This is a genomic window from Pirellulimonas nuda, assembly GCF_007750855.1.
GTDB lineage: Bacteria > Planctomycetota > Planctomycetia > Pirellulales > Lacipirellulaceae > Pirellulimonas > Pirellulimonas nuda.
In genome coordinates this window covers 145,880-171,389 of sequence record NZ_CP036291.1, presented here as the reverse complement: position 1 = coordinate 171,389, position 25,510 = coordinate 145,880, and the positions used below count along the sequence as shown (strand labels likewise).

The following is a 25,510-nucleotide window of genomic DNA, read 5'->3' as shown; positions in this document are numbered from 1 at the left end:
TTGCTATCGTGATCAAACCGCCACTTCCCTTATATGAATATCGATAGACTTCGCGCAGATTTGCTCTAGGTGCTCGCCTACTGTCCCGTCGAGACCTATCGACAGTTTCGTCAGATCGGTCAAAGTTGACGCGTATCGTGACGCGAGGTCATCCACTCGCGTCCTCAGTAATTGGCTATTCCGGGTAACCTCGCGTTCAACTGCGTCGCCCACAGAAGTTACCCACTTGTCGAGGACGACGATCGCCCGTACGTCTTCACATGTCAGTTCCGCGTACCCTGCGTAAGCTGCTTCATCTAGTGCCGCAGCTGAATCCTTCATCTTCTTCTTTAGCTTCGCCTCCTTCTCAGCAAGAGTAAGCCACTGTTTGAGGACAACCAGCTCTTCCTTCTGTTCCGGATCGCCCTTGATCTCCTTGGCCCGAGCCGAGACGTTCGCCTTGTTGACTTTTTCGAGATCGCCAAAGGCATCTTCATCTCGGCCGTGCTCTTCTTCCAACTCGATCCGCTCAGCAGCGGCCGATTCGAGTTCGACCACTAGTTGGCTGAGCGCTGCTTGCTGGTCGGCGAAGTAGCGGGCGACCACCAGCTCTTTTGGAATGAGGTCGCACGCCCATCCTTTGTCCTTCCGCTTAACGAGAATCCGATACGTCTCCGCCTTCCAGCCGTCGGCCGCGATTGAATAGACGTCGTCCTGCATCACGTCGGCCCAGTAGTCCATCAGGTGCTGGTAGACCGCGTAGGGATCGATGAGCGGTTGGGCCTCCCCCCGCTTCGGTTCGTAGTGGGCCAGCAGCCCCTCCGAAAGCTCGTGGATGACCGCCTTAGGGTCGCACCCCGCCTCTAGCGATTTGAGCTTCTTGACCGCCCGCTTCCGCCACGCCTCGAAGTGAGCGTCCATCTGCTCCACGAACGCGACGAACTCCGGGTGTTCGTGGATCGTCTGCTTGATCGCGGCCGGTTCGACACGCAGATCGACGTAGCCGGTGCGGTTTTCTTTGAACAGTGCTTTGCGTAACCCTGGGCAGATGTCCCAGTAGGTCTCAAGGGCGTCTACATCGGCCGTGGGGATGCCGCCGTAGAGGTGGCCGCCGAGGTCTTGCAAGTCTTCGGCCTCTCGGCTGTCGATGTACCGCGGCAGGTTGAGGTTGAAGTCGTTCTTGGCGATCTCGTCGATGCCAACCACGCGTGAGTAGCCGGGGTGCTCCTCTGCGTTGGTGAACACGTCGACGATCTTGTGAATGTCTCGCGAGCGGAGACGGTTCTTCGGGCCCTCCTTCTGGAAGCCCGCCGACGCGTCGATCATCAGCACCCCCTTCCGCCCCGCGGCCTGCTTCTTGTCCACCACCACGATGCAGGCCGGGATGCCGGTGCCATAGAACAGGTTGGCCGGCAGGCCGATGATCCCCTTTAGGTAGCCCTTCCCGACGAGCTTCTCGCGGATCGCTGCCTCGGCGTTTCCGCGGAACAGCACGCCGTGGGGCAGGATGCACGCGCCGGCGCCGGTGCTCTTGAGCGAGCGGACAATGTGCAGCAGGTAGGCGTAGTTCCCCTGCTTGTTGGGAGGGACGCCGAAAGCCTTGAACCGCTCGTGGGGGTCGGCCGCCGGGTCGAGGCCGGTGCTCCAGCGCTTGTCGGAGAATGGCGGATTGGCGACGACGTAGTCGAATTGCTTCAGCGCGTCGCCCTCCAGAAACTTCGGATCGGCGAGCGTGTTGCCCTGCACTACCGTGGCGGTGGGGTTGTTGTGCAGGATCATGTTCATCCGCGCCAGGCCGCTGGTCTGGCTGTCCTTCTCCTGCCCGTACAGCGTGACGGGGGTGCTCGCCGCGTCGGCCACCTTCAGCAGCAGCGACCCCGAGCCACACGTGGGGTCGTACACCGTGGTGCTGCTGGAAGTCTTGGCGGCGCCGATGCCGATGATCTGGGCCATGATGCGGCTCACCTCGGCGGGGGTGTAGAACTGACCCTTGCTCTTGCCACTCTCGGTAGCAAAGTGCCGCATCAGGTACTCGTAGGCGTCGCCGAGGATGTCGTCGCCATCGGCGCCGTTCTTCGAGAAGTTGAGCTCTGGCCTCTCGAAGATGCCGATCAGGTTGGTGAGCTTCTCGACTTTCTCCTTGCCGTCGCCCAGCTTTTCGGACGAGTTGAAGTCAGGAAAGTCTGCCTGCGAGAGCTGATCATTGGTTTCCGCGAGCGGAGCGATGACCTTCTTGTTGATCTTGTCGCCGATATCCGCGGATCCCTTGAGTGCGACCATGGCCTTGAAGCCCGCGCCCTCGGGGATGGTGATCGGCGCGTACGCCTTCCCCTCGTACTTGTCGCTGACGTACTTGATGAACAGCAGCGAAAGGACGTAATCCTTGTACTGGCTGGCGTCCATGCCGCCACGCAGCTCGTCGCAGCTCGCCCACAGCGAGGAGTAGAGTTCGGACTTCTTGAGGGCCATTGGCTGCGCCCGCGAGGGCGAATGGGTCGGATTCGGATTGTTTTGCAGACGGGCGGCGCCGTGGGCAACCACCGCCAATTCCGGCGCCGCCCCTGACAACTCCTGCCCACGAAAGCGGCCAGCATACCATTTTTGCACGGCAGGAAACGGGTGTCCGCAAAGAAGGGATCCGATTGCGTTGCGGGCGGCGTCGCCGAGGGCCAGAGGCAGCGATCTCGCGATCCGACGGGCGCCGACCACCCCGCCCCTGTACGCGGAACCGGGCCGCGCAAGCCTTTGGCGGTGATACAATTGCGTCGCCTGTATTCGTTGCCGCCGGGTAGTGACGATCGAGGGGCGAATGCCGCCAGGAGGACTTTGGCGTGGATAGCAACGCGTATCATGCAAGCCGTGAGAACCAACGGCGGGTCGTTGTGTACGCAGCGCCCGTCGTCACCCCATCGATTTTTGCCCTAGAGCAAGTGGCCGCCTGCCAAAAGTGGGCCTGCTTGAATGGGCTCGACGTGATCGGCGTGTTCCTCGACCCGGGCGCCCCGGGCCCCCGCCGGCGCCGACCGATGCTTGAGCGCGCCATCGCCACGGCCGAGCGAAGCACCGCATCGCTGACCGTGCTGGAGGTGGGCGTGCTGGGCGCCGACCTGGGCCGGCTGGTGGCGATCCACGACCGGCTGATGCGGGCCGGCGCCGGCGTCGCCGCGGTGACCGGCCCCACGCTGCCGCGGCCCAATGGGGGCGGCTACGACGCGGTACGATCGCTGGCCGTGCTTGCCGAACACTTCCGCGATCGCAACGCGGCCGCGACCTCCGCGGCAATGGCCGAGCGCCGGGCCCGCCGACTCCCCTCGGGCAAGGTCCCCTACGGCTACCGGCTGCACGCGAAGCAGAACACGCTGGTCGAATGGGGCCCCGAGCAGAAGGTGATCCGCTGGCTCGGCTGGCGCACCGGCTGCGGCTTCGGCCCCCGCTGGCTAGCCGACGAGCTCAACGCCCGCGGCTACCGGATCGCCGGCCGAGACTGGGGCGAGGGAACCATCCGCCGAGTACTACGACGGGCGGAACGCGACGGCCTGCTTACGCCGGGCCCAACGTTCTTGGACGCATACGACAGGCTGGTCGAGAGCCGGCTCGACGGCTGGCCACGACGGGGGTTCAAGCGGAACTGCCCGCTGGTGGTGCCGCGGAACTTGCTGCCGAAGCGCGATCGCGCGGGGCGGGAGAGTTGGCCGGTGATTGATGCCGCGGGGCGGTCCTTGGTAGGCGACGATCGATGCTTCAAGTAGCAGCCCGTAACACCGAGACTCCCAGTCGTCCAGGTTGCAGGCAAAGCACGCTCAGATCATATTCTTCGCTCCTACATCGACACGTTCTTACCGCAACCATCTGCTTGGCCAGCCATGGACACCGACTACGTGATTGCAGTCGCGAAGTCACAATTCCGCGGAGTTCTCGCCCTCGCGTCTTCGCTGGACGCTGCATTGCGTGAGGGAACCGATACTCTCAGAATCGATGATTTAGGCTCCGAGTTGAGAAAGACCGTCGATTCTTTTGGCGAATCGCTCTCCAACCTTCAGCTCGCTCATCTTTCACGAAGCGTGCGCGACTCAGAATCGCCGCTCTTGGTGCCAGCCTCAGCACTGTCCAATGCACGTCGACCACTCCTTGACGTGAACTACGAATTACAAGTCAGAACCGATTATTGGAGAACTCTCGCGCAGTTCTCGATGGATTTCGAGCGGGTCGTCGCTGAGTTTGAAAGCTTCCTGTCCGACGTCGCCAGTCCTGTCGCCGAAGGTGAGCGACCAGAGCCGGAAAGCATTACTACCCGCGTCGCATCGCCTGGGAGTCTAAGCCCAGTTGAGGGTAGCGAGATCAATTGGAAGAATTCGCCCGAGACTCTAAGGGAACTGTGGTGGGTTCCACAACTTGACCGCGAAAACGGGGAGTGGGTCAGGAATAAGAGAGCGGCGGTGCTGGAGGGCCTTACCGTGCAGACACTCAGGACCTATCGGGGGCTGGGAAAGAGTGATACCGAAAGTTGCCTCGGGGAAGACCCAGATGGTCGAGTGTGGCGCAAGAACGGGTCGTCGAACACGCATCCCTGGTATCTGCGGTCTACGCTGAAGAGCGAACGAAAGGCGGCCAACAAAACCGCGGATTGAACGGCAGGAAATTCGCGGAATACGCGGAATACGCGTTTTGCTTGTTGCTCTGAGCATTGAAATACTCTCGTCGGCTGACGGTCGCAGGGACCGGCAGGAACTGTCTCAGACGGGAGTGTGTTATGAGCAAATCGGCATCAAGAGTGCCAACGACTGCCGCGGCTACATCCAGGCGCTACGTTCCTATCGGCGGATGTGCGACGCGGTACGACGTTTCCAAGGAGAGCTTTCGACGCTGGGTAGATGCTGGGCTGGCGCCGCAGCCTACCCGGTTCGGTCGGCTCCTCCGCTGGTCTATCAGCGGGCTCGAAGAGTGGGAAGCGAAGGGCTGCCCCCCCTGCCGCACCGTTCGGGCAGGAGGTGGCAAATGACCTCGCCGCAATCCCCAAAGTCTCGAAGCGAACCATCTAGGCCCGCTGAACCGAGATGGCTGCCCACAGAAGAGATTCCACTGGTCTTCGGCGACTTGTACGGCCCCCTGAAGATCCGCCCTTCCAACGGATTGGTCAGGTGCGTGTTCGTCGCCGATCCGTGTCCCTACTGCGGCGAATCGCACCAACACGAATGGACGTTCAGGGGAGCGCGCTACGGCGAATTTCCGCGCATGTACGCGCCCGCGCCGTGCAAGCCCAAACGCTTGGTGCCCGACGACCCTCCGGTCGATGATGGGCCGACGGGGGCACCCGGCTATTTCTACACGACGCGCTGGCCGCAGATCAGCGGACCTGAAGCGCCGCCGTTCTGAGCTTGACCTGCTTCTTTCTCTTAGCCGCAGACGCCGCCGCTCGTCATCTCGACGAGCGGCGGGCCTCGGCTCTTCATACAAACAATCGCCGATCGGCGTCGCGCCTGGGCGCAGAGACATAGAAGGCAGATCCGATGTCCCCACTAGATGAAGCCGTGACGGCCTTCGCTTCAGAGCGCGACAGAGCCGCCGCCGAAGACCGCCAGCCGAACCGCCAACTGCTGCCGATGCACCGAGAAGAGCTGAAGAAGAGCGGCATCACCGCGGAGGCGATCTTCTCAGCGGGAGTCTACACGGAACACGACACGAAACAGATCGCTGCCCTTCTCAATCGCAAGTCGTTCCCGCTATCTCATAGTCCGGCGATCGTCTATCCCTTCTTGGACGCCGCAGGGCGGCCCGTGCTACACCGGGTCAAGCCGATCAAACTAGTGGGGGGCGCCAAGTACCTTCAGCCGAGCAAGACCGCCGTACGCGCTTACGTTCCGCCCTCAGTCTGGCCCATGCTCGCCGACCCGAAAGTGCCGCTACTGATCACCGAGGGCGAGAAGAAGGCGTTGTCCGCCGCGTGCGCCGGGTTCGCCTGCGTTGGCCTTGTCGGCGTCGAGGCTTGGCACAAGAAGGGATCCTCCAAGCTCGTGCCCGAGCTGGAACATGTGGCCTGGGAAGGGCGTGACGCGTTCGTCGTCTTCGACAGCGACGCTGCTTCCAACCCCAACGTGCAGCGGCCGGAGAGAGGACTGGCAGGCGCACTGCTGGCGCACAACGCGAAGGCGAGGATCGTCCGGCTGCCGAGCGGGGAAGGTGGCGCCAAGGTTGGGCTCGATGACTTTCTGGTCGCCCACGGATCGGAGGCATTGCAGGAGCTGCTCGACAACGCGGTTCCACTTAGCCAAGCGGACCTAGGGCAGGCCGCCGGCGATGAATCAACCGGCAAGACAGGGAAGAAGGACCATCGGCAAGCGATGAAGGAGTTCGATGCCCACGACGAATCAATAAATATCATCGAGCGTTGCTTCACGACCGACGGGGCCTGGAACCTCTACTTCTGGAACGGCTGCTGGTGGCGATGGAGTAATGGTTGCTACCACGCGACGCCCCAGAACGAACTCGATGCTCGCCTCTATGGCTTCATGAATCGCGAGTTTATTGGCGTTCGAATTGCCCACGTCCGAGAGCTCCGCGAGCAGATGCGATCGAAGTTGCTGATCGAATCAGCAATGGAACAGCCGGAGTGGCTTGGCCAGCCGCCCTTCGAGTGTGACCCGCGAGACTTGGTTGCGATGCAGGACTGCGCGATCTATCTACCCAACCTATTCGTCACCGGCGCGGAGTACCGAATCCCGGCAACCCCGCGGCTTTTCACCACGTCCGCATGCGACTTCAAGTTCGAACCCAGCAGGCCCGAGCCAAAGTGCTGGCTGAAGTTCTTGGAATCCGTATTCCCTGATGACCCACAGAGCATCGATACGCTGCAGGAGATATTTGGCTATCTATTGACCCCTGATACATCGCAGCAGAAGGCGTTCTTGATTATCGGGCCCACGCGCAGCGGCAAGGGGACCATCGCACGGCTACTCCAGAAGCTGATCGGCACAAGAAACTGCTGCGGGCCGACGCTGTCTAGCCTTACCCAGCCTTTCGGGCTTCAGCCGCTGATGAATAAGAGCCTCGCGATCATCAGCGACGCGCGGCTCAACGGAAGGGCTGATCAGTCGGTCGTCCTTGAGCGAATTCTCTCGATCTCCGGCGAAGATTCGCTCACCGTCGATATCAAGCACCTCGCGCCGGTAACGACCAAGCTGCCAACGCGACTGCTGTTGATGACGAATGAACTGCCCAAGGTTGCCGACGCTTCATCAGCGTTCGTCGGTCGGTTCATCGTGCTAACCATGACCCAGTCGTTCCTCGGCAAGGAAGACCGGGGGCTCGATCAGAAGCTGGCCGAAGAGCTCCCATGCATCTGGTGGTGGGCAGCGGCCGGTTGGATGCGATTGCGTGAGCGCGGTCACTTCCAGCAGCCCGACTCTTCCCTGGAGACCCTCAGGGATCTTCGCGACCTGACGTCCGCTGTTGGAGCGTTTGTGCGGGAGCAGTGCGAGATGGGCGTGGGGTACTCAATCGACATCAAGGATCTGTTCGCAGCCTGGCGGAGCTGGTGTGGCGAGCAGGGCCGGGATCACCCGGGTACAAGGCAGTCATTCGGCCGCGATCTCAATGCCTGCAGTTCATTGATCCGGCGCAAGGAACGCAGGGTTGGCCGTTCAAAAGTGGGTTACTACGAAGGAATCCGGCTTAGTTGCTAGGCGGATGAAGCTGGGGCCAGGCGAGTGTCCCGCGATGTCCCGCGGGACTTTCAATTGCACGTACAGAGAGGATGGTGTGATGGTAGTAGGAGAAGGAACCTATAAAGAGCGCAATGGCGAGTCCCGCGGGACATCGCGGGACGCCGAACTACCGGCCTGGCTGATTCAAAGCCTCAAGGGACACCGATTCACCCACTCAGAGCCAGGGCTGGGCCCCGCAGCCGGGGGGGAGAGGGGGGGCGAGCCGGACAACGAGTCGGAACGGATCGATGAAGCAGATGGTGAGCAGGCGACAGGCGAGGGGAACACTTGGCTAGGCGATGACGTCTGCCCGCGGTGCGGCGACGATCAAGTCCGAGAGGTATCGATCCATCGAGGTCGATCGATCCGGCGCGACTGCGCTTGGTGCGGTCACACCTTTGGGTTTCCAGCCTGGAATCCACCACCGCACTAGAGTGCTTGACTGATGAACGTCAGCATGTCATACTTGATACATGTCTCACACAATACACACGTCGCTGTCCGACGCCCTGCGTGAAGCACTGCTTTCCGACAGCACCAGCTACGCCGAGGTTAGTCGCCAAACGGGGCTTGCGCGGCCGAGCCTGATGTCGTTCGCAAAGGGGCATCGATCGCTCCGCCTCGATCTAGCCGACAAGCTCGCCGCCTACTACCGCGTCGAGATCATCCTGCCGACCAAGGAAACGTAGATGGCCACCGTCTACCGCAAGACGTTCACCAAGCCGCTCCCTGAGGGCGCCGAGATCGTGACCCGCAAGGGAGAGAGGATCGCGCGATGGAAGGATCGCAAGGGCGAGAAGCAATCAGGCGTCGTTTTCGAGGGGGCGGACGGATCGCTCCGTGTGCGGATCGAGTCTGCCACCTACGTCGCAAAGTACCGCGACGGCTCGGGCATCGTCCAGGAGGTCTCGACTGGCTGCCGCACCAAGGACGGAGCCAACAGCGTGCTAAACGGCCTACTCGAACGCGCCGAGCGAGTGCGGTCGGGGATCGTATCAGCCAGCGACGACAGGGTGCGTGACTGGCTGGGGACGCCTGCGGCCGGTTCGCTGGAGGAATACCTAAACGGCCTGCGGAGCAAGGGACGCAGTGAGACGCACGTCGCCGATTGCAAGCGGCTCGTGGAGAAGCTGCTGGGGGACTGCGGCGTGCAGACCCTCCGCGACCTGGCGCCGGCTCCCCTAGAGCGTTGGCTCACAGATCGCTGCGTCGAGGGGATGTCGCCCAGGACGCGTAACTCGTACCTCCAGGCGATGCGGGCGTTCTGCCGCTGGTGCGTCGCCACAGGCCGGCTGCCTGCGGACCCGACCAAGCGGATCAATCGGCTCGACGAGGCAGTCGATAAGCGGCGTCAACGCCGGGCGATGACCATCGGCGAGTTAGAGCTGCTGTTGTACGTCGCGCGATTGCGTCCGCTTGGGGAGTGCGGCCGGAAGAGCCTGAAGAAGGATCCGAAAGACCGGAAATCGGCCCGTGATACGTGGTTGCTGGCCCCTCTGGACCTGAAGAACTTGGCGGACGCCGTCGAACTCGCTCGGACTCGCTTGGCGGAGAAACCGGAGCAGATCGCCCAGCTCGAATTGGTGGGGCGCGAACGGGCGCTGATCTACAAGACGCTGATGCTCACGGGCCTGCGGCGGGGCGAGCTGGCGTCGCTGACGATCGGATCTCTTGAGCTCGACGGCCCCGCCCCTCACATCCTGCTCGAAGCCAAGCACGCCAAGAACCGTCAGAGGGCCGAGCTGCCCATCCGAGACGACCTAGCAGCCGACCTGCGTTCCTGGGTCGCCGAGAAGCGGGCCGCGGCGTGCGGCGACGTGTCGGCTTCGGCGGGGGTGCTGTCGATCGCCACCGGAGCGCCGGCGACTTTGCCGCCAACAACCCCGGTGTTCGACGTGCCGTCGCAGCTAATCAAGATCTTCGACCTCGACCTGAAGGCGGCCGGCATCAAGAAAGCCGACGACCGCGGCCGCACGCTCGACGTGCATTCCTTGCGGCACTCCTTCGGGACCATGCTGTCCGCGGGGGGCGTGGCGCCCCGCACCGCCCAGGCGGCCCTGCGGCACTCGACGATCGATCTCACGATGAACGTCTACACGGACCCGCGGCTGCTGGACGTGGCCGGTGCGCTCAACTCGCTGCCAGCACTGCCGCTCGACGGGCAGCCGCTCGACCGCCAGCAGGCCCGCGCTACCGGCACCGACCACCACCGGCCCGAACGGGACGCCGAGCGAACGCTTGCACTAACGCTTGCACCAAATTCTGACAATTGGTGCAAGCGGGTGACAATTGCTGACAAAACCCAGGATTCTGCATTGCGCTCCGGGCATGAAAAAACCCCGAGAAAACAAGCTGTTTCTCGGGGTTTCGGTGAGAGGCGCCGCCCGGATTCGAACCGGGGATGTCGGATTTGCAATCCGATGCCTTAGCCTCTTGGCTACGGCGCCTAAACGTACTCAAGCAACGACGAACTCACGCAACGCTGTTCAAAAAATCGGCGGGGGGGTGGGTCGTTGTGACCGCTGCGACCCTTACCGCCGCTGCAATGGATTCGACCAACCGGGCCCTCACGCTCCACAAAAAACTATGCAATCGGCGGGGGATGGTCAAGCTCTGCCGGTCGGGCAGCCCTGGCCGACGCCGACCGGCAGCGCCGTGCGGGGGGCGTCAAGCCTGCGCCCGCCGGCAGATATGGCTGGAGAAGCCGGCTTCGGGTGTACGATGCCAGCCATGCACGGACGCACCAGGCAGGGGCGACCCGCAGGGAGGAAACAAACATGACATGGAAATTTTGGCGGCGAACGCCCGAGGTCGACCCGTTGCTGGTCGAACGCCTGGCCCGCTCGCTGGCGGCCCAATCGTTGGCGGCGGGCGCCGGGGGCCTGGCGGGCTCGGCGAGCCATCAGCGGGGCTACCTGAACGCCCTGGCGGCGCCCCTGGTGCGGCGGGCCGCCCCCCGCGCCGGCGCCGATCAGCGGCAAGACCTGCGGCTGCGGGTGGTGGCGTTAGCCACCCAGTTGCTCGCCAGCCAGGTGCTAGCAACGCGTCAGCCGGCGTCGCCGCGGCGGATGGCCGCTTGAAGGTGGACGACGGGCGGCCACAAGGAGGCACAAGGAGGCAAGAAGGTCGCTGCTGGGCTCGGAGATGAGATCCGCGGGGTTTGCAGCGTCTCCGGGGCGTTGATGCCAGCATCGATGTTGTTCGTAGCCCAAGAGTCTTTGTGCTTCTTCGCGCCTTTTCGTGGCTATCCCCCACGGCTGTAAAACGGGGCAACCTGCGGGGCCCGTGGCGACTGAGCCGGTGTGGCTTAGGTCTGCCGGTCGTGACGGCCGAATCCTGACCTGCGGGCCTTGGTTGCAGCGAGGCCGCAAACCGCAAACTTTGTCAGGGGGCCGACGATGAAAACTTACTATTGCGCCGCACTCACGCTGGCCGCCATTTGCTTCACCGGCGCCGCTTCTGGGCAGGGGATCGTTGACTTCGACGTCCGCCAACCCGAGGCCGAGGCGGCCCGCAACGACAGCTACCAGTACGGCTACCGGGCCGACCCGACGCCGCGGCAGATCATGCAGGCCAAGAGCCAGCAGCGGGCGGCCGAGCGGATGGCGCGGATGGCGTCGCTGGAGTGGTACGGCCTGAGCGTCGCCCGCCCGGCGGCTAGCCCCACGCCGTTTACCGGCTCCAGCAACCGCGGCTGGCAAACGCCGATGTGGCGTGGGTCTGGGTTTGGCACGACGGTGGTGATTGTTCGGTAGTCGCCAGTAGTCAGTGGTCAGTAGCCGGTTGGACGGACGCGCAAGCGGATGGCAACTGACAACTGACAACTGACTAAACCGCCCCGTAGGCGAGCATTGCGTCGGCGACCTTCACAAAGCCGCCGAGGTTGGCGCCTTTGACGTAGTTGACCGTGCCGTCTGGGTTCTCGCCGTACTCGACGCACTTGGCGTGGATGTCGTGCATGATGCCCTGCAGGCGGGCCTCGACCTCTTGGTGGCTCCAGGAGAGGCGTAGGGCGTTCTGGCTTTGTTCGAGCCCGCTCACCGCGACGCCGCCGGCGTTGGCGGCCTTGGCGGGCCCGAACAGCACGCCCGCTTGCAGGAACTGGTGGATGCCTGCGAGTTCGGTAGGCATGTTGGCGCCCTCGCACACGGCCTGCACGCCGTTCTCGATCATCGTCTCGGCGTCTTTGGCAGAAATCTCGTTCTGCGTGGCGCTGGGGAACGCGGCGTCGGCGGGCACCCCCCAGGGGGTTTGGTCCTTGTGGAACGTGACCCCCTTGAAGCGTTCGGCGTACTCGCTGATGCGGCCGCGGCGGACCTCTTTTAGGTCCTTGAGGAAGCGGAGCTTGTCTTGGTCGATCCCGGCGGGGTCGTGGATGAAGCCGTCGGAGTCGCTTAGCGTCACGGCCTTGGCGCCGAGCGTGTGGAGCTTGTCGACGGTGTAGAGGGCGACGTTCCCCGAGCCGCTCACCAGGCAGGTCTTGCCGCGTAGCGAGTCGCCGCGGTGGCCCAGCATGTTCTCGCAGAAGTAGACGCTGCCGAAGCCGGTCGCCTCGGTGCGGACCTTGCTGCCGCCGAACGAGAGCCCCTTGCCGGTGAGGATGCCGGTGACGCGGTTCTCCAGCCGCTTGTACTGGCCGAACAGGTAGCCGATCTCGCGTCCGCCGACGCCGATGTCGCCGGCGGGCACGTCGGTGTCTTCGCCGATGTGGCGGTGGAGCTCGATCATCATGCTCTGGCAGAAGCGCATCACCTCGCGGTCGCTCTTGCCCTTGGGGTTAAAGTTCGAGCCCCCCTTCGCGCCCCCCATGGGGAGCCCCGTTAGGCTGTTCTTGAACGTCTGCTCGAACCCCAAGAACTTGAGGATGCTGAGGTTCACCGACGGGTGGAACCGCAGCCCCCCCTTGTACGGCCCGATGGAGTTGTTGAACTGCACCCGCCACGCACGGTTGGCGCGGATCTGCCCGAGGTCGTCTTCCCAGGTGACGCGGAAGATGATGATCCGGTCCGCCTCGGTCATCCGCTCGAGGATCTGGGCGTCGATGTACTTCTGATGGTCCAGCACGAACGGCATCACCGTCCGCACGAACTCCTCCACCGCCTGCAGGAACTCCGGCTCACCCTCGTTGCGGCGTTCGAGGCCGGCGAGGAAGTCGTCGGCCTCTTGGCAGTGCTCGAAGAACATCTTGTATTCCTGCTACAAAAGGTGAACCGCCAAGGGCGCCAAGGAAATATTTACCACAAAGGGCACAAAGACGCACGAAGGAAAAAGACGAGAGCGATAGAAGGGTAACGTTCGCCAACCTCCGCCCTGCTTCTTCGTGTTCCTTCGTGTCCTTCGTGGTTAGCTCTTGCGTCTGTCGTCACGGCGTGCGGATTACCAACAGCCGGGGTTCGGTCATGTCGTGGATGGCGTAACGGATCCCTTCGCGGCCCAGGCCGCTGTCTTTGACGCCGCCGTACGGCATGTTGTCGACGCGCCAGCTTGGCACGTCGCCGATCACCACGCCGCCGACCTCTAGCGTGTCCCAGGCCTGCTGGATCTTGTACCAGTCGCGGGTGAAGACGCCTGCTTGCAGGCCGAACTTGCTGTCGTTGGTCTGCTTAAGGGCCTCGCCGAAATCGCTGAACCGGCTCAGCACCGCGACCGGTCCGAACGCCTCCTCGGTGCAGACCTTGAGGTCCCGCGGCACGTCTTCCAGCAGGGTGGCTTCAAGCATGGCGCCCTCGCGGCCGCCGCCGCACAGCACTGTGGCGCCGGCCTGCTTGGCTTCGTTGATCCAATCGTGCAGCCGCTCGGCCTCGCCCTCGCTGATCATCGGGCCGATGAAGGTGTCTTCGTTCTTCGGGTCACCGGCGACCAGGGTCTTGGTCTTCTCAACGAGCCGGTCGCGAAGCTCGTCGTAGATGCTTTCATGGATGAGGATCCGCTGCACGCCGATGCAGCTCTGCCCCGACTGGTAGAAGGCGCCGATCACGAGGCGATCGACCGCGTCGGCAATATCTGTGTCGGCGTCTACAATGCAGGCCGCGTTTCCGCCGAGCTCCAGGATAACCGGCTTCTTGCCCGCCTTGGCCTTGAGGGCCCAGCCCACCTCGGGGGAGCCCGTGAACGAGAGCAGCTTGAGGCGCTCGTCCGTGGTGAACAGGTCGGCGCCGTCGCGGTGGCAGGGGAGGATGCTGAACGCGCCGGCCGGCAGGTCGGTCTCGGCCAGCACCTCGCCGATCATCAGCGCCCCGATCGGCGTCCGGCTGGCCGGCTTGAGCACAAACGGGCACCCCGCGGCCAACGCCGGCGCCACTTTGTGCGCCGCTAGGTTGAGCGGGAAATTGAACGGCGAGATGAACGAGCAGGGCCCGATGGGCACGTGCTTGACCATGCCGCGGTAGCCGCGGGCCCGGGGCGAGATCTCGAGGTTCAGCAGCTCGCCGTCGATGCGGACCGACTCCTCGGCCGCCACGCGGAAGGTGTCGATCAGCCGGGTGACCTCGCCGCGCGAGTCCTTGATCGGTTTGCCCGCCTCGATGCAGAGCGCCATCGCCAGCTCGTCGAACCGCTCACGGAACCGAGCCACGCAGTGGTCGAGCACCGTCTGCCGCTCGAACGGCGGCATCGCCGCCATAGCCGGCGCCGCCTCGACCGCGGCGCTGATCCCACGGTCGATGTCGCTAGCGGAGGCCATCGCGACACGCGTAGCGACCTCGCCGGTGTATTTGTCGGTCACCTCGAGGTCGGCGTTGGGCGACTCGGGCTTGTTGGCGAGGTAGAAGGGGAAAGTTTTGTTGAGCATCTGAGTATCCGCTTAGCATTGCACCGGAGACGCACGCACTTCTTCGGGTTAGAACGGCATCAAGAAGCACGCCAATCAAAGAAGACGCGTGCCGATGGCCTCGTTAAGAGCCAACAGACCAGCCAGAAGGAACCAGGACCTAGCACACTTAACGTTAACACTGTGATCAGGGCAATCAAGTCTGACTTGGCGCCGTGCCGCCAAGTGTCGACGATACCGCATTCAAATATGAACGCTGTAAAGATGAAAAGGCACCAAAAGCAACTTGCGAGTAATCCACCTACCAGGCTGACTGACACGGCGATCCGCCAACCAAAACGCATCCGCCAGCTAAGCCCGACCGCAGCGATGACCAGTAGCATCAGAGGCGGTAGATTCCAGACCCACTCGCCATCGTCCTTGGACTTCGCTATGCCCGCCGTGACAAGAAAACCGAAAGCCTGAACGCCGAGCACGACAATCGCCCCGATGATGCTTGGGGGCATGCCGGCATCAATGTCCATTGAACCATCAGCGCGTTGACCGTTTTGATGGCGCGGCGATTCGTATGGGTTAAGCCTTGCTTCTCTCATACGTGCTCCGTGGCCTCGGTGGTGAGGCCGACTATCTTGCCCCGCCCAAACGACGGGCGTCTTCGCTCAGTAGTGGTATCGAGCCTGCAAGAAGTCAACCCTCGCGTCTCGCACCAGATACACAAGCCGGTGCTCTTGGGTGAGGCGGCGCGACCAGACGCCGGGCGCGAGGTGCTTGAGCGGTTCAGGCTTGCCGACGCCGGCGAATGGATCCCGCATGACCGCCTCGACTAGGTCCAGCAATCGCAGCGCCGTCTTGCGGTTCTGTTTAACCCACCAGAGGAGGTCTTCACGAAACTCGTCCTGAAACACCGCGATGCGGGCTGGTTGCTTCTTGGCCACGCATCACTCGGCTTGGAGGTTCAGTTCTCGCCGCAAGCGGTCGATGGCGACGGGCTTGCCCCCCTTCGATTCTGCACGTCCGAGCGCCGCTAGCAGCCTCTTAGCGTTCTTTTGCGATCGGAGCAGGTGCGCGGTCTCAACCAGCCCGCTAAGTTCCGCCGCAGAGATCATTGCTATGTCCTCTTTGCCACGCCGGCTGACGATGACGACCTCGTGATCTTCCGTTACCGCGTCCAAAAGCGAAGCGAATTGCGATCTCGCCCGCGAGTAGCTTGTCTGGATGGCCACTGGATGCCCTCGGTGAAGTTGTACAACTTAACTGTACGCCAGCAAACGGCCCGAGGTCAAGTGAACCGCCAAGTCGCCAAGGACGCCACGACGGACGGAAGAAGGGACCGGATTACTGGATTGGCAGGATAAACGGGATGCGGTGCGATAGACATGAAGCTGCCAACAGTCGATCGCTTATCCTACCAATCCCCGTATTCCGTCTGGTCTTTTTTCGTGGCGTCTTGGCGATTGCCTTCTATCAGAGGGCCGCGCTGAGCCGCGGGATCTCTTCGTTCAGCACCGTTTGATTGTCCGTGTAGTCGACCGGAATGTCGATGATGTCGACGCCACCGGTCGACAGGCATTCTTGCAGCAAGGGAAGCAGTGCGTCGGTCGACTCCACGCGATGGCCGCGGGCGCCGTGCGCCTCGGCGAACTTGACGAAGTCGGGATTCGTGAAGTCCAGCCCGAAGTCGGCGAACCCCATGTGTTCTTGCTTCCACTTGATCATGCCGTAGCCGTGGTCGTTGAGGATCAGCACCACTAGGTTTTGGTCGAGCCGGACGGCGGTCTCTAGGTCTTGAGCGTTCATCATGAAGCCGCCGTCACCGCAGATGGCCATCACGGCCCGCTTGGGGTTCACCAGCCGAGCGGCCATCGCGGAGGGGAGCCCGGCGCCCATGCTCGCCAGGGCGTTGTCCAGCAGCACGGTGTTGGGCTGGTGGGCCTCGTAGTTGCGGGCGAACCAGATCTTGTAGATGCCGTTGTCCAGCGCCAGGATGCCGTCGTCGGGCATCGCGCGCCCGACATCGGCCACCAGCCGCTGCGGGCAGATGGGGAACCGCGGGTCGTCGATGTCTCGCGCCTTGTGCTCGAGGAACGCGCTGCGTACCTCGTGGAACCGTGCGAAGTCCCAATCGTCCGACGGGCGGATGTGGTTCGCGAGCTGCCAGACGCTGTTGGCGATGTCGCCCACCACCTCGACCTGCGGGAAGTAAACGGGGTCGACCTCCGCGGTGGTGAAGTTGACGTGGATCACCTTCACGCCGCCGGGCAGCATGAAGAACGGCGGCTTCTCAACCACGTCGTGCCCGATGTTCACGATCACGTCGGCGGCCGCCACTGCTTGGTGCAAGAAGTCGCCCGAGCTGAGGGCGGCACAACCCAGGCAGAGCGGGTGCGCCTCGTCGGCGACGCCCTTGCCCATCTGCGTGCTGAAGAACGGGATGCCGGTCGAGTCGATCAGCCGCCGCAGCATCCGGCAGGTGAGCTTCCGGTTTGCCGCGGCGCCGATCAAGATGAGCGGCCGTTTGGCCGACTCGATCATCTCTACCGCGAAGCGGATGGACTTCTCCTCGGCTACCGGGCGGCGGACGCGGCTGGCGGGCATCGGTTGGCCCTCCGTCGCTTCCCCGGCGATGTCTTCGGGAAGCTCTAGATGCACCGCGCCGGGGCGTTCCTGCTCGGCCAGCCGGAACGCCTCCCGCACACGCGAGGGGATATTGTCTGCCGAGACGATCTGCCGGGTGTACTTGGTGATGGGCTGCATCATGTCGCAGGTGTCGATGATCTGAAAATGTCCCTGCTTGCTGGTCTTGATGGGCTTCTGCCCGGTGATCATCAGCATCGGCATCGCGCCCAACTGCGCGTACGCGCCCGCGGTCACCAGGTTGGTGGCCCCCGGCCCCAGCGTGCTAAGGCACACGCCCGGCTTGCCGGTGAGCCGGCCGTAAGTAGCGGCCATAAACCCGGCCGCCTGCTCGTGGCGGGTGAGGATCAAGCGGATCGACGAGCGGGATAGCGAATCGAGGAAGTCGAGGTTCTCTTCCCCGGGAACCCCGAAGATGTGCTCTACCCCCTCGGCTTCGAGGCAGCGGACCAACAAATCGGATGCCTTCATGGCGGTGCTCTGGACGGACGGGAGTGGTTCAGTGAGATGATAGATGATAGATGATAGAGGTTAGATGATAGGGACGGACGGAAGGCGATCAAACTTTTCTATCCTCTATCCTCTATCCTCTCCAAGCCTAGCGGGTCAAACGCAACCACGCATCGAGCACCCGTTTGACCGTTGGCGTTAGGCGGGTGCGGTTGTAGGCGTCGCCGCACTTGCGGATGGCTTCTGCGACCGTTGGGTAGGGGTGGATCGCGGTGGCGATCTTCCCCAGCCCCAGCCCGTGCGTCATGGCGAGCGAGAGCTCGCCAATGAGCTCGCCGGCGTGCGGGGCGACGATCGTTGCGCCGAGGATGCGGTCGTGCTTGGCATGGAGGTGGATCTTGACGAACCCCTCGGTCTCGCCGGCGAGCAGAGATCGATCGACTTCGGCGAGCTCTTGGCGGAAGGTGCGGAGCTGGGTGTTCTGCTTGGCGGCGCCGCGCTGGGTGAGCCCGACGTGCGCCAGCTCGGGCGTCGTGTACGTGCACCAGGGGATTACTAACCCGCTGGCCTTGCCGCGGTTGAGCGGCCAGGGCATCAACGCGTTGCGCACCGCGAGCCGGGCCTGGAAGTCGGCCGCGTGGGTGAACTTGTACTCGGAGCAGACGTCGCCGGCGGCGAAGACGCGGGCGTTGGTGGTGCGGAGCCGGTCGTCGACCTTCACGCCCTGCTTGGGGTCGAACTCGATGCCGACGTCTTCGAGCCCCATCCCCTCGACGTTGGGCGCCCGCCCCGCGGCCACCAACAGCTTCTCGACCACGATCGGGTAGTCCGGCGAGGCGTCGCACTCAACGCGGGTCTGTTCTCCGTCTCGGGCGACCCGCACTTGCTTGCCGTGGGAGTGCAGGCTCACGCCGTCGCGCCGTAGCGCTTCGCGGACGATCGCCGCGGCCTCGGGGTCTTCGCGCGGCAGCAGGGTCGGGCCCCCGGCGTCTGCGGAGTCCGAGATTAGATGAACCCGGCTGCCGAGCCGCGCGAACGCCTGGGCCAGCTCGCACCCGATCGGCCCGGCGCCGATCACGCCAAGCGAAGCCGGCAGCTCGGTGAGCGAGAAGACCGACTCGTTGGTGAGGTAACGGGCCGAGTCGAGCCCAGGGATCGGGGGCGCCATGGCCCGCGCGCCGGTAGCGATAATCGCCCGCCGGAACCTCAAGCGGCAGTCGTCGACGGCGATCGTTTGGCGATCGACAAAGCGGGCGTCGCCGAAGTAGACGTCGACCCCCTTCTCCCGGAACCGCTGGGCAGAGTCGTTCACGCTGATGTCTGCACGGACCTCGCGCATGCGCTCCATCGCGGCCGAGAACTCGACCGACGCTCCTGCCGCGGCGGCGCGGGCCGCCGCGATCAGCCCTTTTGAAGGGACGCAGCCCACGTTCAGGCAATCGCCCCCCATCAGCCGGCGCTCGACCAGCGCCACCCGGGCCCCCAGCCCCGCCGCCACCGACGCCGCCACCAGCCCGGCCGTGCCGGCGCCGATCACGACGAGGTGATACCGACCCTCCGGCGCCGTGTTGGTCCACCCCGCGGGATGAACATTGGCGGCTAGCCGGCGGTTCGCGGGGGTTGGGGGCTCGAGCTCAATCACTGCTGCTGGCCGGGGCAAAGAATGGGACGCGGATCAAAGCAGGATAGGGAGGAAGATGGGGAACCGCCTTTTCTGATCTGCTTCGATCCGCTTCATCCGCGACGATCCGCGTCCTATTCGTCAGAGCTGTCTACACGTTCGCGCAGTGCGCGGCCCGCCATGCGCGTCACGACCACGGTCACCGTGACGGTCGCCGCTAGGCCCACCGCCAGCAGCGCCCACTTCCACGGGCCGCCGATCCCCTCGCCCGAGGCTACGCGGGCCAGGTCGCCCGCCAGAGAACCAAAGTAGACGTACAGCACCGTGGCGGGAAGCATGCCGAGCCAGCTCGCCAGCGTGTAGTCCCGCAGCCGCACGCCGGTCAGGCCGTACAGATAGTTGAGCGCATTGAACGGCAGCAACGGGCTGAGCCGCGTCAGCAGCACGATCTTGAAGCCTTCCTGCTCAACCCCTTTGTCGATCGCGGCGAACTTCGGGAAACGCTCGGCCATGCCGCGCACCGCGTCGCGGGCGGCGTAGCGTCCGACGAGCAGCGCGGCCACAGCGCCGAGGACGCTCGCGAGCGACACGAGCAGCGACCCCCACACCACGCCGAACAGAAATCCACCGCCGAGCGTCAGCACCAGCCCCGGTACAAAGAGCACCGTCGCGAGCACGTACAGGGCCACGAAGGCGGCGGGGCCCCAAGGCCCGAGCGCGTCGACCCAGGCCAGCAGCGACTTCAGGTAGTCGCCTACCGGGAGCAACGCGAACGCGGCCGTGAGACCGATCATAAGCGCCGCGGGCGCCGCGACCCGCAGCCAACCGCCGGCGCCCAGAGCAGACGTTGACTCGGTCGGGGTAGGCATCGCTCGCGCTGGATTAAGACAACACCGATCAAAGCATCCAAGACGCCGCGGACCCCACCCCCGGGGCGAGCCGCCGGCGTTAGCCGCCGGAGTCGTTGCGCCGCCACCGCCATCTCGCGGAAGCCGCGTCGCATCCTCCTGCGCCGCTTCTATGTTGTAGCAGCACCGGGTAGATGCGAAGCTCCGGCGGCTTACGCCGGCGGCTCGCCTGTACGGTGTTCCGTGCTGGGCCCCTTTGCAGGCGTTCGGGCTTATGCCAGAGTGCGCCGCCGAAGCCGATCCGCCTGTTTTTTCCTCGGTCTTTCCCCGTGAAGCCCCGCACCATTGCTATCGGCGACGTCCACGGCTGCCTCGCCGCGCTCGAAGCGGTGCTGGACGCCGTCCAGCCGCGTCCCGAGGATACCGTGGTGACCCTGGGAGACTACATCGACCGCGGCCCCGACAGCCGGGGGGTGATCGACCGGCTCATCAAGCTTCAGCGCCAGACGCGGCTCGTGCCGATCCTGGGGAACCATGAAGAGATGATGATCCGCGTGCTGCGTGGCGACGCCCCCATGGCGTGGTGGCAGCAGTACGGGGGCGTCGAGACGCTGGCGTCGTACGGCTACGACGGCGACCCGAAGGTCATCCCCGCTGCACATCTCGAGTTTCTCAACGCCTGCCGCGACACGCACGAGGACGCCGGGTTCCTCTATCTCCATGCCCAGTACGTTTGGGACGAGCCGCTGGACCACCAGCCCGCCGAGGCGCTGCGTTGGCAGAGTCTGGACGAACGCTTCCCCGAGCCGCACGTGAGCGGCAAGACGGCGATCGTGGGGCACACGTCGCAGAAAGACGGCGAGGTGCTCGACGCCGGCTACCTCAAGTGCATCGACACCTTCTGCCACGGCGGCGGCTGGCTCACGGCGATCGAGCCAGCCACCGGCCGGTTGTGGCAGGCGGACCGCACGGGAAGGCGCCGTTGACGGCGGGGTTGTAGTCGCCGCGGCGACTGGGGTGTGTCCGCCTTTGGCGGACGGGGGCGGGGACGCGCGAGCGATGCCTGGCTTTCACTCTGACGGTTCGATTGCGCGTCTGCCCTACTCATGCCGGGCCGCGTTCTACTTGCGCCGTTTGTAGTCGATCCGCATCATCAGGTACTCCTTGCCCGCTTCGTCGGGGCCGTACATCTCGAGCACCTTCGTGTCGTTGTCGACGTACTTGGTCACCATCCGCCCGGCCCGCATCTCGCCGGTCATGAAGCAGCGGCACTCGGTGTTCATCGAGAGGGTGTGCGTCTTGACGTCGTAATTGCCCGACATCGAGGTCATGTACGGGCTGACCGAGTCGACCCACGTGCCGACGTACTTTTCTTGCGTCGGGTCGTAGCCGGTCTGGCTGTGGCCGACGAACGGATCGCCCGCCATCTGCCCCTCGAACTTGCTGAGCAGCCAAAACGAGCCGAGCATCGTGTTGGTCTCGACCGCGGTCGACTGATCGGCCTCGGCGCCCGGCTCGTACCACATGGACACCTTGGCGTCCCACACCCCCGCTTCGCGGGCCATCTGCTCGTGCTGGGCCGTGGGCTGCGGCAGCGGGGGCATCTCGGCTGTGTCTGCGGCGACCGAGAACGGCGCGCAAACCGCCAACCACAATAGACCCAATGAGACATCGCGTAGCATTTTCATTGCAGACTCCCCAACGAGCAGCGGGACACGCGGCTGGCGCCCAGCGGCCAGCAGTGAACACGCGTCCACTTCGCCGACATTCTGACGCCTGGCGCCGAACGCCGCAAGCGTGTTCCTCGAAGTTTAACGCGCGGGGGCTGGGGAGGCCGGCTTGCCGAGCTTGCCGACGGCTTCGAGCACGTCCGAGGGCTCCGCACGCCGCTTGTAGTCGGCGTCGAGGAACGCGTAGCGGATCACGCCGTCGGAATCGATCACGTAGGTCGCCGCCAACGGGAGCGTATAGCTGTCGTCCCCGTTCCGCTCTGAGATCTTCATCCGCGACTCGTAGATCGGCAGGATCGAGTCGGGCAGCCGGTAGGTGATGCCGAGCTCACCGGCCAGCTTGTTCCCCTGGTCGACCAGCACGTTGTAGTTGAGCTCCTGGCTCTTGGCCGTCTCGGCCGCGGCGTCGGGCATCTCGGGCGTGATCGCCACGATCGTGGCGCCGGCGTCACGCACGCGGTCGACCGCGTCTGCCCACGCCTTGAGCTGCACGTTGCAGTACGGGCACCACCCGCCGCGGTAGAAGATCACCACGGCCGGGCCGTCGCTCCAGACGCTGCTGAAATCAACCGGTTCGCCCTTGGTGCTGAGCAGCTTGGCCTGGGGGGCGGGGTCGCCGACCTTAAGCGCCGTCTCTGCCAGCCCCAGCGACTTTACGTCGAGGATCCCCTGGGCGAACTTCTTCTGCATTTCAACGGGCGCACGATCGGCGAAGCCGGCGGCCATGTCGTCGAGCTTCTTCTGGAGCGATGGCAAGGGCTTCTCGGTCTCGGCTAGGGCGGCGGGGGCGGCAAGCATCAAGAGGACGCAGATTCGTCGAACAAGCATTGATCATTAGCTCCGGTTTTGAACCGCTGGGATGGGCGGAGGAGATTATACCGGCTCGCCCCCAACGAGGAGAACTTCTCACGAGAAACGTGAAAACTCCTTACGCTCGGTCGACTGGGGAACGGCGCACCCCGCGACGCACCACCGCTAGCAGCCCCACGATGATGGCGGTGTTGAGCAGCAAGAAGAAGAGGAACAGCCCCCAGCCCCCTACCGCGGCCGCGCGGGCGTGGGCCTCGTAGAAGCCGGCGATGTCCACGCTCTGCCAACGCCGCAGCTCGCGGACGCCGGCCACGCCCAGCGTGGTGAGGCTGGCCGCCGCCGGGAGCAGCCAGGCGACCAGCGGCAGGAACCGGCGCGATCGCATCACCAGCGCCCACATCACGAGCTGCGCCGCCGCGCCGGCCAGCAACAACGCCGCGTAGGGCCACACTTGGGCCACCAACCCGCTCCACACCTCTGGCGGCAGCGAGCGCTGCCACGCCAGCGCCGCGAGCGGGGCGGCCGTGAGCGACGCCAACCCCAACCACGCCAGCGGCCGCGATGCGCCCGCCAGCCGGCCCGTCTGGCAGTAGGCCAGCCCGGCCATCACGGCCAGCGCCCCGGCCCACCACAGCGCGAGCCGCGGGCCGGTCTCGGCGTTCTCGTAGAACAGCCCGCCGGCCGAGTACTGCTCGACCCGCACGGCCTGCCCCTGCAGGCTCAACACGTGGTTCTCGGTCCAGCTCCACGCCACGAAGCCGAACAGCAGCATCACGATCAGCGCGACCGCGGCGCGCCCGGCGGCGGGCCAGTCGACGAAGCGTTTGGACTTCTGCAGGTAGAGCAGGTAGAACGCCGCGATCAGCACCGGCAAGATCGCCATCCAGCGGTGGAACAGCAGCAGGTTGGCCGTGTAGAAGGGGGTCTGGCAGAGCACCTGCAAGAACAGCAGCGGCGCCACGCCGGCGGTGATTGTCACGGCCAGCGCCAGCGGCATCCAATCGCGCAGCGCGGCGCTAATGCCCCGGACCGGCGCCGACGCCGGCCCGCGCGCCGCCTCCCAAAGCCCGACCGTAGCGAGCCACGTCTGCCCCCCCAACACGTAGCACATCGGCACGACGTGCAGCACCAGCGTCGCCATGTAGAGGGCGACGTAGAAGGCGGTGGGGGGTGGTTGGTTGAAGGGGAACACGGCGAGGGAGACGATAGAGGTTAGATGTTAGAGGCTAGAAGAACGACGGATTGCAAATTGCAAACTGAACTCGCAAGCGATTCCCAACATCCGCTTGCGCGTCCAATTTGCAATTTGCAATCACTAATCATCAACTTGCAATCCTTCCCTTTGTTGGATCGCGATCCCGGGTCCGGTTCCCACGGCATCCAAGTCATCGGTGATTTGTCGCAGCACCGCCGGATCATCGGTCGTGTCCCAAACGGGGGGCGCCCCTTCTAGCCGCCAGCGGACCCACTGCGCGAGGGCTTCGACTTCTTCCGCGGGACCGGCGAACGGGGGCATGAACGCCTTGGTGCGTTGCAGCTGGGCGACGTTCAGGCGGAGCTGCTGGGTGGTCCAGGTCTCGGCTAGGTGCGCCAGGCCGTTGGCGCCGTCCCAGGTGTGGCAGACGCTGCACTGCAGGCGGAAGGTCTTGGCGCCCAGTTCGAGCTGCCCGGTGGGGTACGCGACGCCGTCGGCCAGCGGGTAGGGGTCGGCCGCCGCGAGGCCGACCTCGCGGGCCTTTGCGACCTCGTCGGGGGTGATCGAATTGGAGTAGAGCGCCCCGCGTACGGTGAACGGCTTGCGGCTCCCCTCGCGGACGAACTCGGCGCCGGCCGTGGCGAAGAACCCCAGCGCCACCAGCAGCGAGGCGGTCGCGGCGTTCATCATCAGCCGGCGGCTCACCAGCATCGCCGCGGCGTAGGCGCCGATCAGCAGCGACGCCCCCACCCCCAGCGAGAAGAACAGCGTCATCGCGATGCTCCCCCCCATCACCCAGCCACGGCTGTCGGCCGGCATCGCCATCAAGAACCACGCGCCCGCCAGCGGCATCAGCGCCATCGGCGCGAGCAGGTGGGCGGCGCGGTGGATCAACACGCGGCGTTCGCTGCGTTTGTAGCCGGGCGCCAGGTTGATCACCAAGCACCCCACCAGCCCCGCGGTGGCCAGCGACGCGAGCGTGCGGAACAGCAGCGACGGCCAGAACGTGGGGTTGAAGAACCCGGCCCACACGCCGCCGGTCTCCGACCAGCCGCCCGGCGTGAGCTGCCAGCTAAGGATGCCGTTGATCCAGAACAGGCTCATCCACGCGGCGAACGCGTAGACCACCAGCAGCCAGAACCGCGTGCGGTCGTCCAACCGCGACGCGCAGCGGTAGAAGGCGTAGCCCGAGGCGACCTCCAGCGCAAAGAAGGTCCACTCGATCGCCCACACCCAGTGGAACTGATCGACCATCAGGCCGATCGTCCGCGGGCTGACCTGGATGGTGGTGAACCACATCGCGACGCCGGTCAGCGCGCCCATCACAAACGACACCAGCACCAGCACGCGGAACATGCCGTCGACCACCCGCCGCGCCAGCGGCAGCCGCCCCGTGCCGGCCAGCCACTGGAAGTAGGCCAGCAGCACCCCGCCCCCGATGGCGAACTGCGCGAGGTAGACATGGAAAATGCCCAGCCCCCCGATCACCATCCCCTTCATCACGGGGCCGTAGTCTTGCAGCGGGTAGTAGGGGAACGCCATGCGGCAAGTCTACCCGCGGCGCCAGCAGCACGCGACGCGGCGTTGTGCCGCACGACGGGGACCGCCAAGACGCCACGAGCGCCAAGACGGACGAGAAAAGGAAGGGAACCGCCAAGGACGCCATGAGCGCCAAGGACGGGACGGTTTGGACGGGATGAACAGGATCGGCTGAGAAAATGCAGCTTCCTTCCCCTCCTTGGCGTTCTTGGCGTCCTTGGCGGTTCCCCTTTTC

Annotated in this window: 20 protein-coding genes, 1 tRNA gene and 1 pseudogene; 8 read left to right on the top strand and 14 right to left on the bottom strand. The window is 64.6% G+C overall.

The features are described 5' to 3' along the window. Positions 1 to 12: 12 nt before the first annotated feature. Complete coding sequence (locus Pla175_RS00690) at positions 13 to 2,448, bottom strand: type I restriction-modification system subunit M (protein WP_145280319.1); 2,436 nt, start codon at positions 2,446 to 2,448, stop codon at positions 13 to 15. 362 nt (positions 2,449 to 2,810) lie between these two features. Between Pla175_RS00690 and Pla175_RS00685 the strand changes: the two genes are divergently transcribed. The 5 genes and pseudogenes from Pla175_RS00685 to Pla175_RS26940 all read left to right on the top strand — a co-directional run. Continuing rightward, a complete protein-coding gene (locus Pla175_RS00685; protein ID WP_145280317.1) occupies positions 2,811 to 3,728 on the top strand; it encodes a recombinase family protein in 918 nt (305 codons plus the stop codon). Positions 3,729 to 3,842: 114 nt separating this feature from the next. Further along, positions 3,843 to 4,607, top strand: a complete 765-nt coding sequence (locus tag Pla175_RS00680; protein ID WP_145280315.1) for a hypothetical protein — start codon at positions 3,843 to 3,845, stop codon at positions 4,605 to 4,607. Between the two features lie 900 nt (positions 4,608 to 5,507). Then, positions 5,508 to 7,658: a phage/plasmid primase, P4 family gene (locus tag Pla175_RS00675; RefSeq protein WP_197527177.1), complete on the top strand. Its 2,151-nt coding sequence runs from the start codon at positions 5,508 to 5,510 to the stop codon at positions 7,656 to 7,658. A gap of 494 nt (positions 7,659 to 8,152) precedes the next feature. Further along, positions 8,153 to 8,368, top strand: coding sequence for a helix-turn-helix domain-containing protein (locus tag Pla175_RS00670; RefSeq protein ID WP_145280311.1), 216 nt, complete (start codon positions 8,153 to 8,155; stop codon positions 8,366 to 8,368). Further along, positions 8,369 to 9,724 (top strand): annotated as a pseudogene (locus Pla175_RS26940) (tyrosine-type recombinase/integrase); the annotation flags it as partial. 330 nt (positions 9,725 to 10,054) lie between these two features. On the opposite strand, the gene Pla175_RS00660 reads toward Pla175_RS26940, so the two are convergent. After that, positions 10,055 to 10,126 (bottom strand) — tRNA-Cys (locus tag Pla175_RS00660). 330 nt (positions 10,127 to 10,456) lie between these two features. Here Pla175_RS00660 and Pla175_RS00655 point away from each other — a divergent pair. Beyond that, the gene (locus Pla175_RS00655; protein WP_197527176.1) at positions 10,457 to 10,759 is read left to right on the top strand and encodes a hypothetical protein; all 303 of its coding nucleotides are present in this window, start codon (positions 10,457 to 10,459) and stop codon (positions 10,757 to 10,759) included. 318 nt (positions 10,760 to 11,077) lie between these two features. After that, positions 11,078 to 11,434: a hypothetical protein gene (locus tag Pla175_RS00650; RefSeq protein WP_145280307.1), complete on the top strand. Its 357-nt coding sequence runs from the start codon at positions 11,078 to 11,080 to the stop codon at positions 11,432 to 11,434. Between the two features lie 73 nt (positions 11,435 to 11,507). Here Pla175_RS00650 and gdhA read toward each other — a convergent pair whose 3' ends face one another. The 8 genes from gdhA to Pla175_RS00610 all read right to left on the bottom strand — a co-directional run bounded on the left by gdhA (position 11,508) and on the right by Pla175_RS00610 (position 20,022). Beyond that, complete coding sequence (gene gdhA / locus Pla175_RS00645) at positions 11,508 to 12,863, bottom strand: NADP-specific glutamate dehydrogenase (protein WP_145280305.1); 1,356 nt, start codon at positions 12,861 to 12,863, stop codon at positions 11,508 to 11,510. 178 nt (positions 12,864 to 13,041) lie between these two features. Further along, on the bottom strand, positions 13,042 to 14,469 hold the full coding sequence (locus tag Pla175_RS00640) for an aldehyde dehydrogenase family protein (protein WP_145280303.1): 1,428 nt from the start codon (positions 14,467 to 14,469) through the stop codon (positions 13,042 to 13,044). Positions 14,470 to 14,528: 59 nt separating this feature from the next. Then, the gene (locus Pla175_RS00635; RefSeq protein ID WP_145280301.1) at positions 14,529 to 15,041 is read right to left on the bottom strand and encodes a hypothetical protein; all 513 of its coding nucleotides are present in this window, start codon (positions 15,039 to 15,041) and stop codon (positions 14,529 to 14,531) included. Positions 15,042 to 15,107: 66 nt separating this feature from the next. Then, complete coding sequence (locus Pla175_RS00630; RefSeq protein ID WP_145280299.1) at positions 15,108 to 15,383, bottom strand: Txe/YoeB family addiction module toxin; 276 nt, start codon at positions 15,381 to 15,383, stop codon at positions 15,108 to 15,110. Positions 15,384 to 15,386: 3 nt separating this feature from the next. Continuing rightward, positions 15,387 to 15,671, bottom strand: coding sequence for a type II toxin-antitoxin system Phd/YefM family antitoxin (locus Pla175_RS00625; RefSeq protein WP_145280297.1), 285 nt, complete (start codon positions 15,669 to 15,671; stop codon positions 15,387 to 15,389). A 241-nt stretch (positions 15,672 to 15,912) separates the two neighbouring features. Beyond that, on the bottom strand, positions 15,913 to 17,553 hold the full coding sequence (locus tag Pla175_RS00620; RefSeq protein ID WP_145280295.1) for an acetolactate synthase large subunit: 1,641 nt from the start codon (positions 17,551 to 17,553) through the stop codon (positions 15,913 to 15,915). Positions 17,554 to 17,680: 127 nt separating this feature from the next. Then, positions 17,681 to 19,174, bottom strand: coding sequence for a mercuric reductase (locus Pla175_RS00615; RefSeq protein ID WP_145280293.1), 1,494 nt, complete (start codon positions 19,172 to 19,174; stop codon positions 17,681 to 17,683). A gap of 113 nt (positions 19,175 to 19,287) precedes the next feature. Next, positions 19,288 to 20,022 carry a TVP38/TMEM64 family protein gene (locus Pla175_RS00610; protein ID WP_197527175.1) on the bottom strand — a complete coding sequence of 245 codons (735 nt, stop codon included), beginning with the start codon at positions 20,020 to 20,022 and terminating at the stop codon, positions 19,288 to 19,290. A gap of 308 nt (positions 20,023 to 20,330) precedes the next feature. On the opposite strand from Pla175_RS00610, the gene Pla175_RS00605 reads away from it, so the two are divergent. Next, positions 20,331 to 20,987, top strand: a complete 657-nt coding sequence (locus tag Pla175_RS00605; RefSeq protein WP_231954098.1) for a metallophosphoesterase family protein — start codon at positions 20,331 to 20,333, stop codon at positions 20,985 to 20,987. A gap of 135 nt (positions 20,988 to 21,122) precedes the next feature. Here the strand turns inward: Pla175_RS00605 and Pla175_RS00600 are convergent, their stop codons facing one another. The 4 genes from Pla175_RS00600 to Pla175_RS00585 all read right to left on the bottom strand — a co-directional run bounded on the left by Pla175_RS00600 (position 21,123) and on the right by Pla175_RS00585 (position 25,278). Next, positions 21,123 to 21,689 carry a DUF1579 domain-containing protein gene (locus tag Pla175_RS00600; protein WP_145280289.1) on the bottom strand — a complete coding sequence of 189 codons (567 nt, stop codon included), beginning with the start codon at positions 21,687 to 21,689 and terminating at the stop codon, positions 21,123 to 21,125. 123 nt (positions 21,690 to 21,812) lie between these two features. Further along, entirely contained in the window at positions 21,813 to 22,559 is a 747-nt protein-coding gene (locus tag Pla175_RS00595) for a peroxiredoxin-like family protein (protein ID WP_145280287.1), read from the bottom strand. Between the two features lie 100 nt (positions 22,560 to 22,659). Then, complete coding sequence (locus Pla175_RS00590; protein ID WP_145280285.1) at positions 22,660 to 23,733, bottom strand: hypothetical protein; 1,074 nt, start codon at positions 23,731 to 23,733, stop codon at positions 22,660 to 22,662. A gap of 123 nt (positions 23,734 to 23,856) precedes the next feature. Next, entirely contained in the window at positions 23,857 to 25,278 is a 1,422-nt protein-coding gene (locus Pla175_RS00585) for a c-type cytochrome (protein WP_145280283.1), read from the bottom strand. Positions 25,279 to 25,510: the final 232 nt, after the last annotated feature.

Excerpts from the sequence above, each read along its gene's own strand:
- Pla175_RS00670 (WP_145280311.1), top strand. The coding sequence starts at position 8,153 with ATGTCTCACACAATACACACGTCGCTGTCCGACGCCCTGCGTGAAGCA.
- gdhA (WP_145280305.1), bottom strand. The coding sequence starts at position 12,863 with ATGTTCTTCGAGCACTGCCAAGAGGCCGACGACTTCCTCGCCGGCCTC.
- Pla175_RS00640 (WP_145280303.1), bottom strand. The coding sequence starts at position 14,469 with ATGCTCAACAAAACTTTCCCCTTCTACCTCGCCAACAAGCCCGAGTCG.
- Pla175_RS00585 (WP_145280283.1), bottom strand. The coding sequence starts at position 25,278 with ATGGCGTTCCCCTACTACCCGCTGCAAGACTACGGCCCCGTGATGAAG.
- Pla175_RS00610 (WP_197527175.1), bottom strand. The coding sequence starts at position 20,022 with ATGCCTACCCCGACCGAGTCAACGTCTGCTCTGGGCGCCGGCGGTTGG.
- Pla175_RS00655 (WP_197527176.1), top strand. The coding sequence starts at position 10,457 with ATGACATGGAAATTTTGGCGGCGAACGCCCGAGGTCGACCCGTTGCTG.
- Pla175_RS00620 (WP_145280295.1), bottom strand. The coding sequence starts at position 17,553 with ATGAAGGCATCCGATTTGTTGGTCCGCTGCCTCGAAGCCGAGGGGGTA.
- Pla175_RS00690 (WP_145280319.1), bottom strand. The coding sequence starts at position 2,448 with ATGGCCCTCAAGAAGTCCGAACTCTACTCCTCGCTGTGGGCGAGCTGC.
- Pla175_RS00595 (WP_145280287.1), bottom strand. The coding sequence starts at position 22,559 with ATGCTTGTTCGACGAATCTGCGTCCTCTTGATGCTTGCCGCCCCCGCC.
- Pla175_RS00650 (WP_145280307.1), top strand. The coding sequence starts at position 11,078 with ATGAAAACTTACTATTGCGCCGCACTCACGCTGGCCGCCATTTGCTTC.
- Pla175_RS00635 (WP_145280301.1), bottom strand. The coding sequence starts at position 15,041 with ATGAGAGAAGCAAGGCTTAACCCATACGAATCGCCGCGCCATCAAAAC.
- Pla175_RS00680 (WP_145280315.1), top strand. The coding sequence starts at position 3,843 with ATGGACACCGACTACGTGATTGCAGTCGCGAAGTCACAATTCCGCGGA.
- Pla175_RS00600 (WP_145280289.1), bottom strand. The coding sequence starts at position 21,689 with ATGAAAATGCTACGCGATGTCTCATTGGGTCTATTGTGGTTGGCGGTT.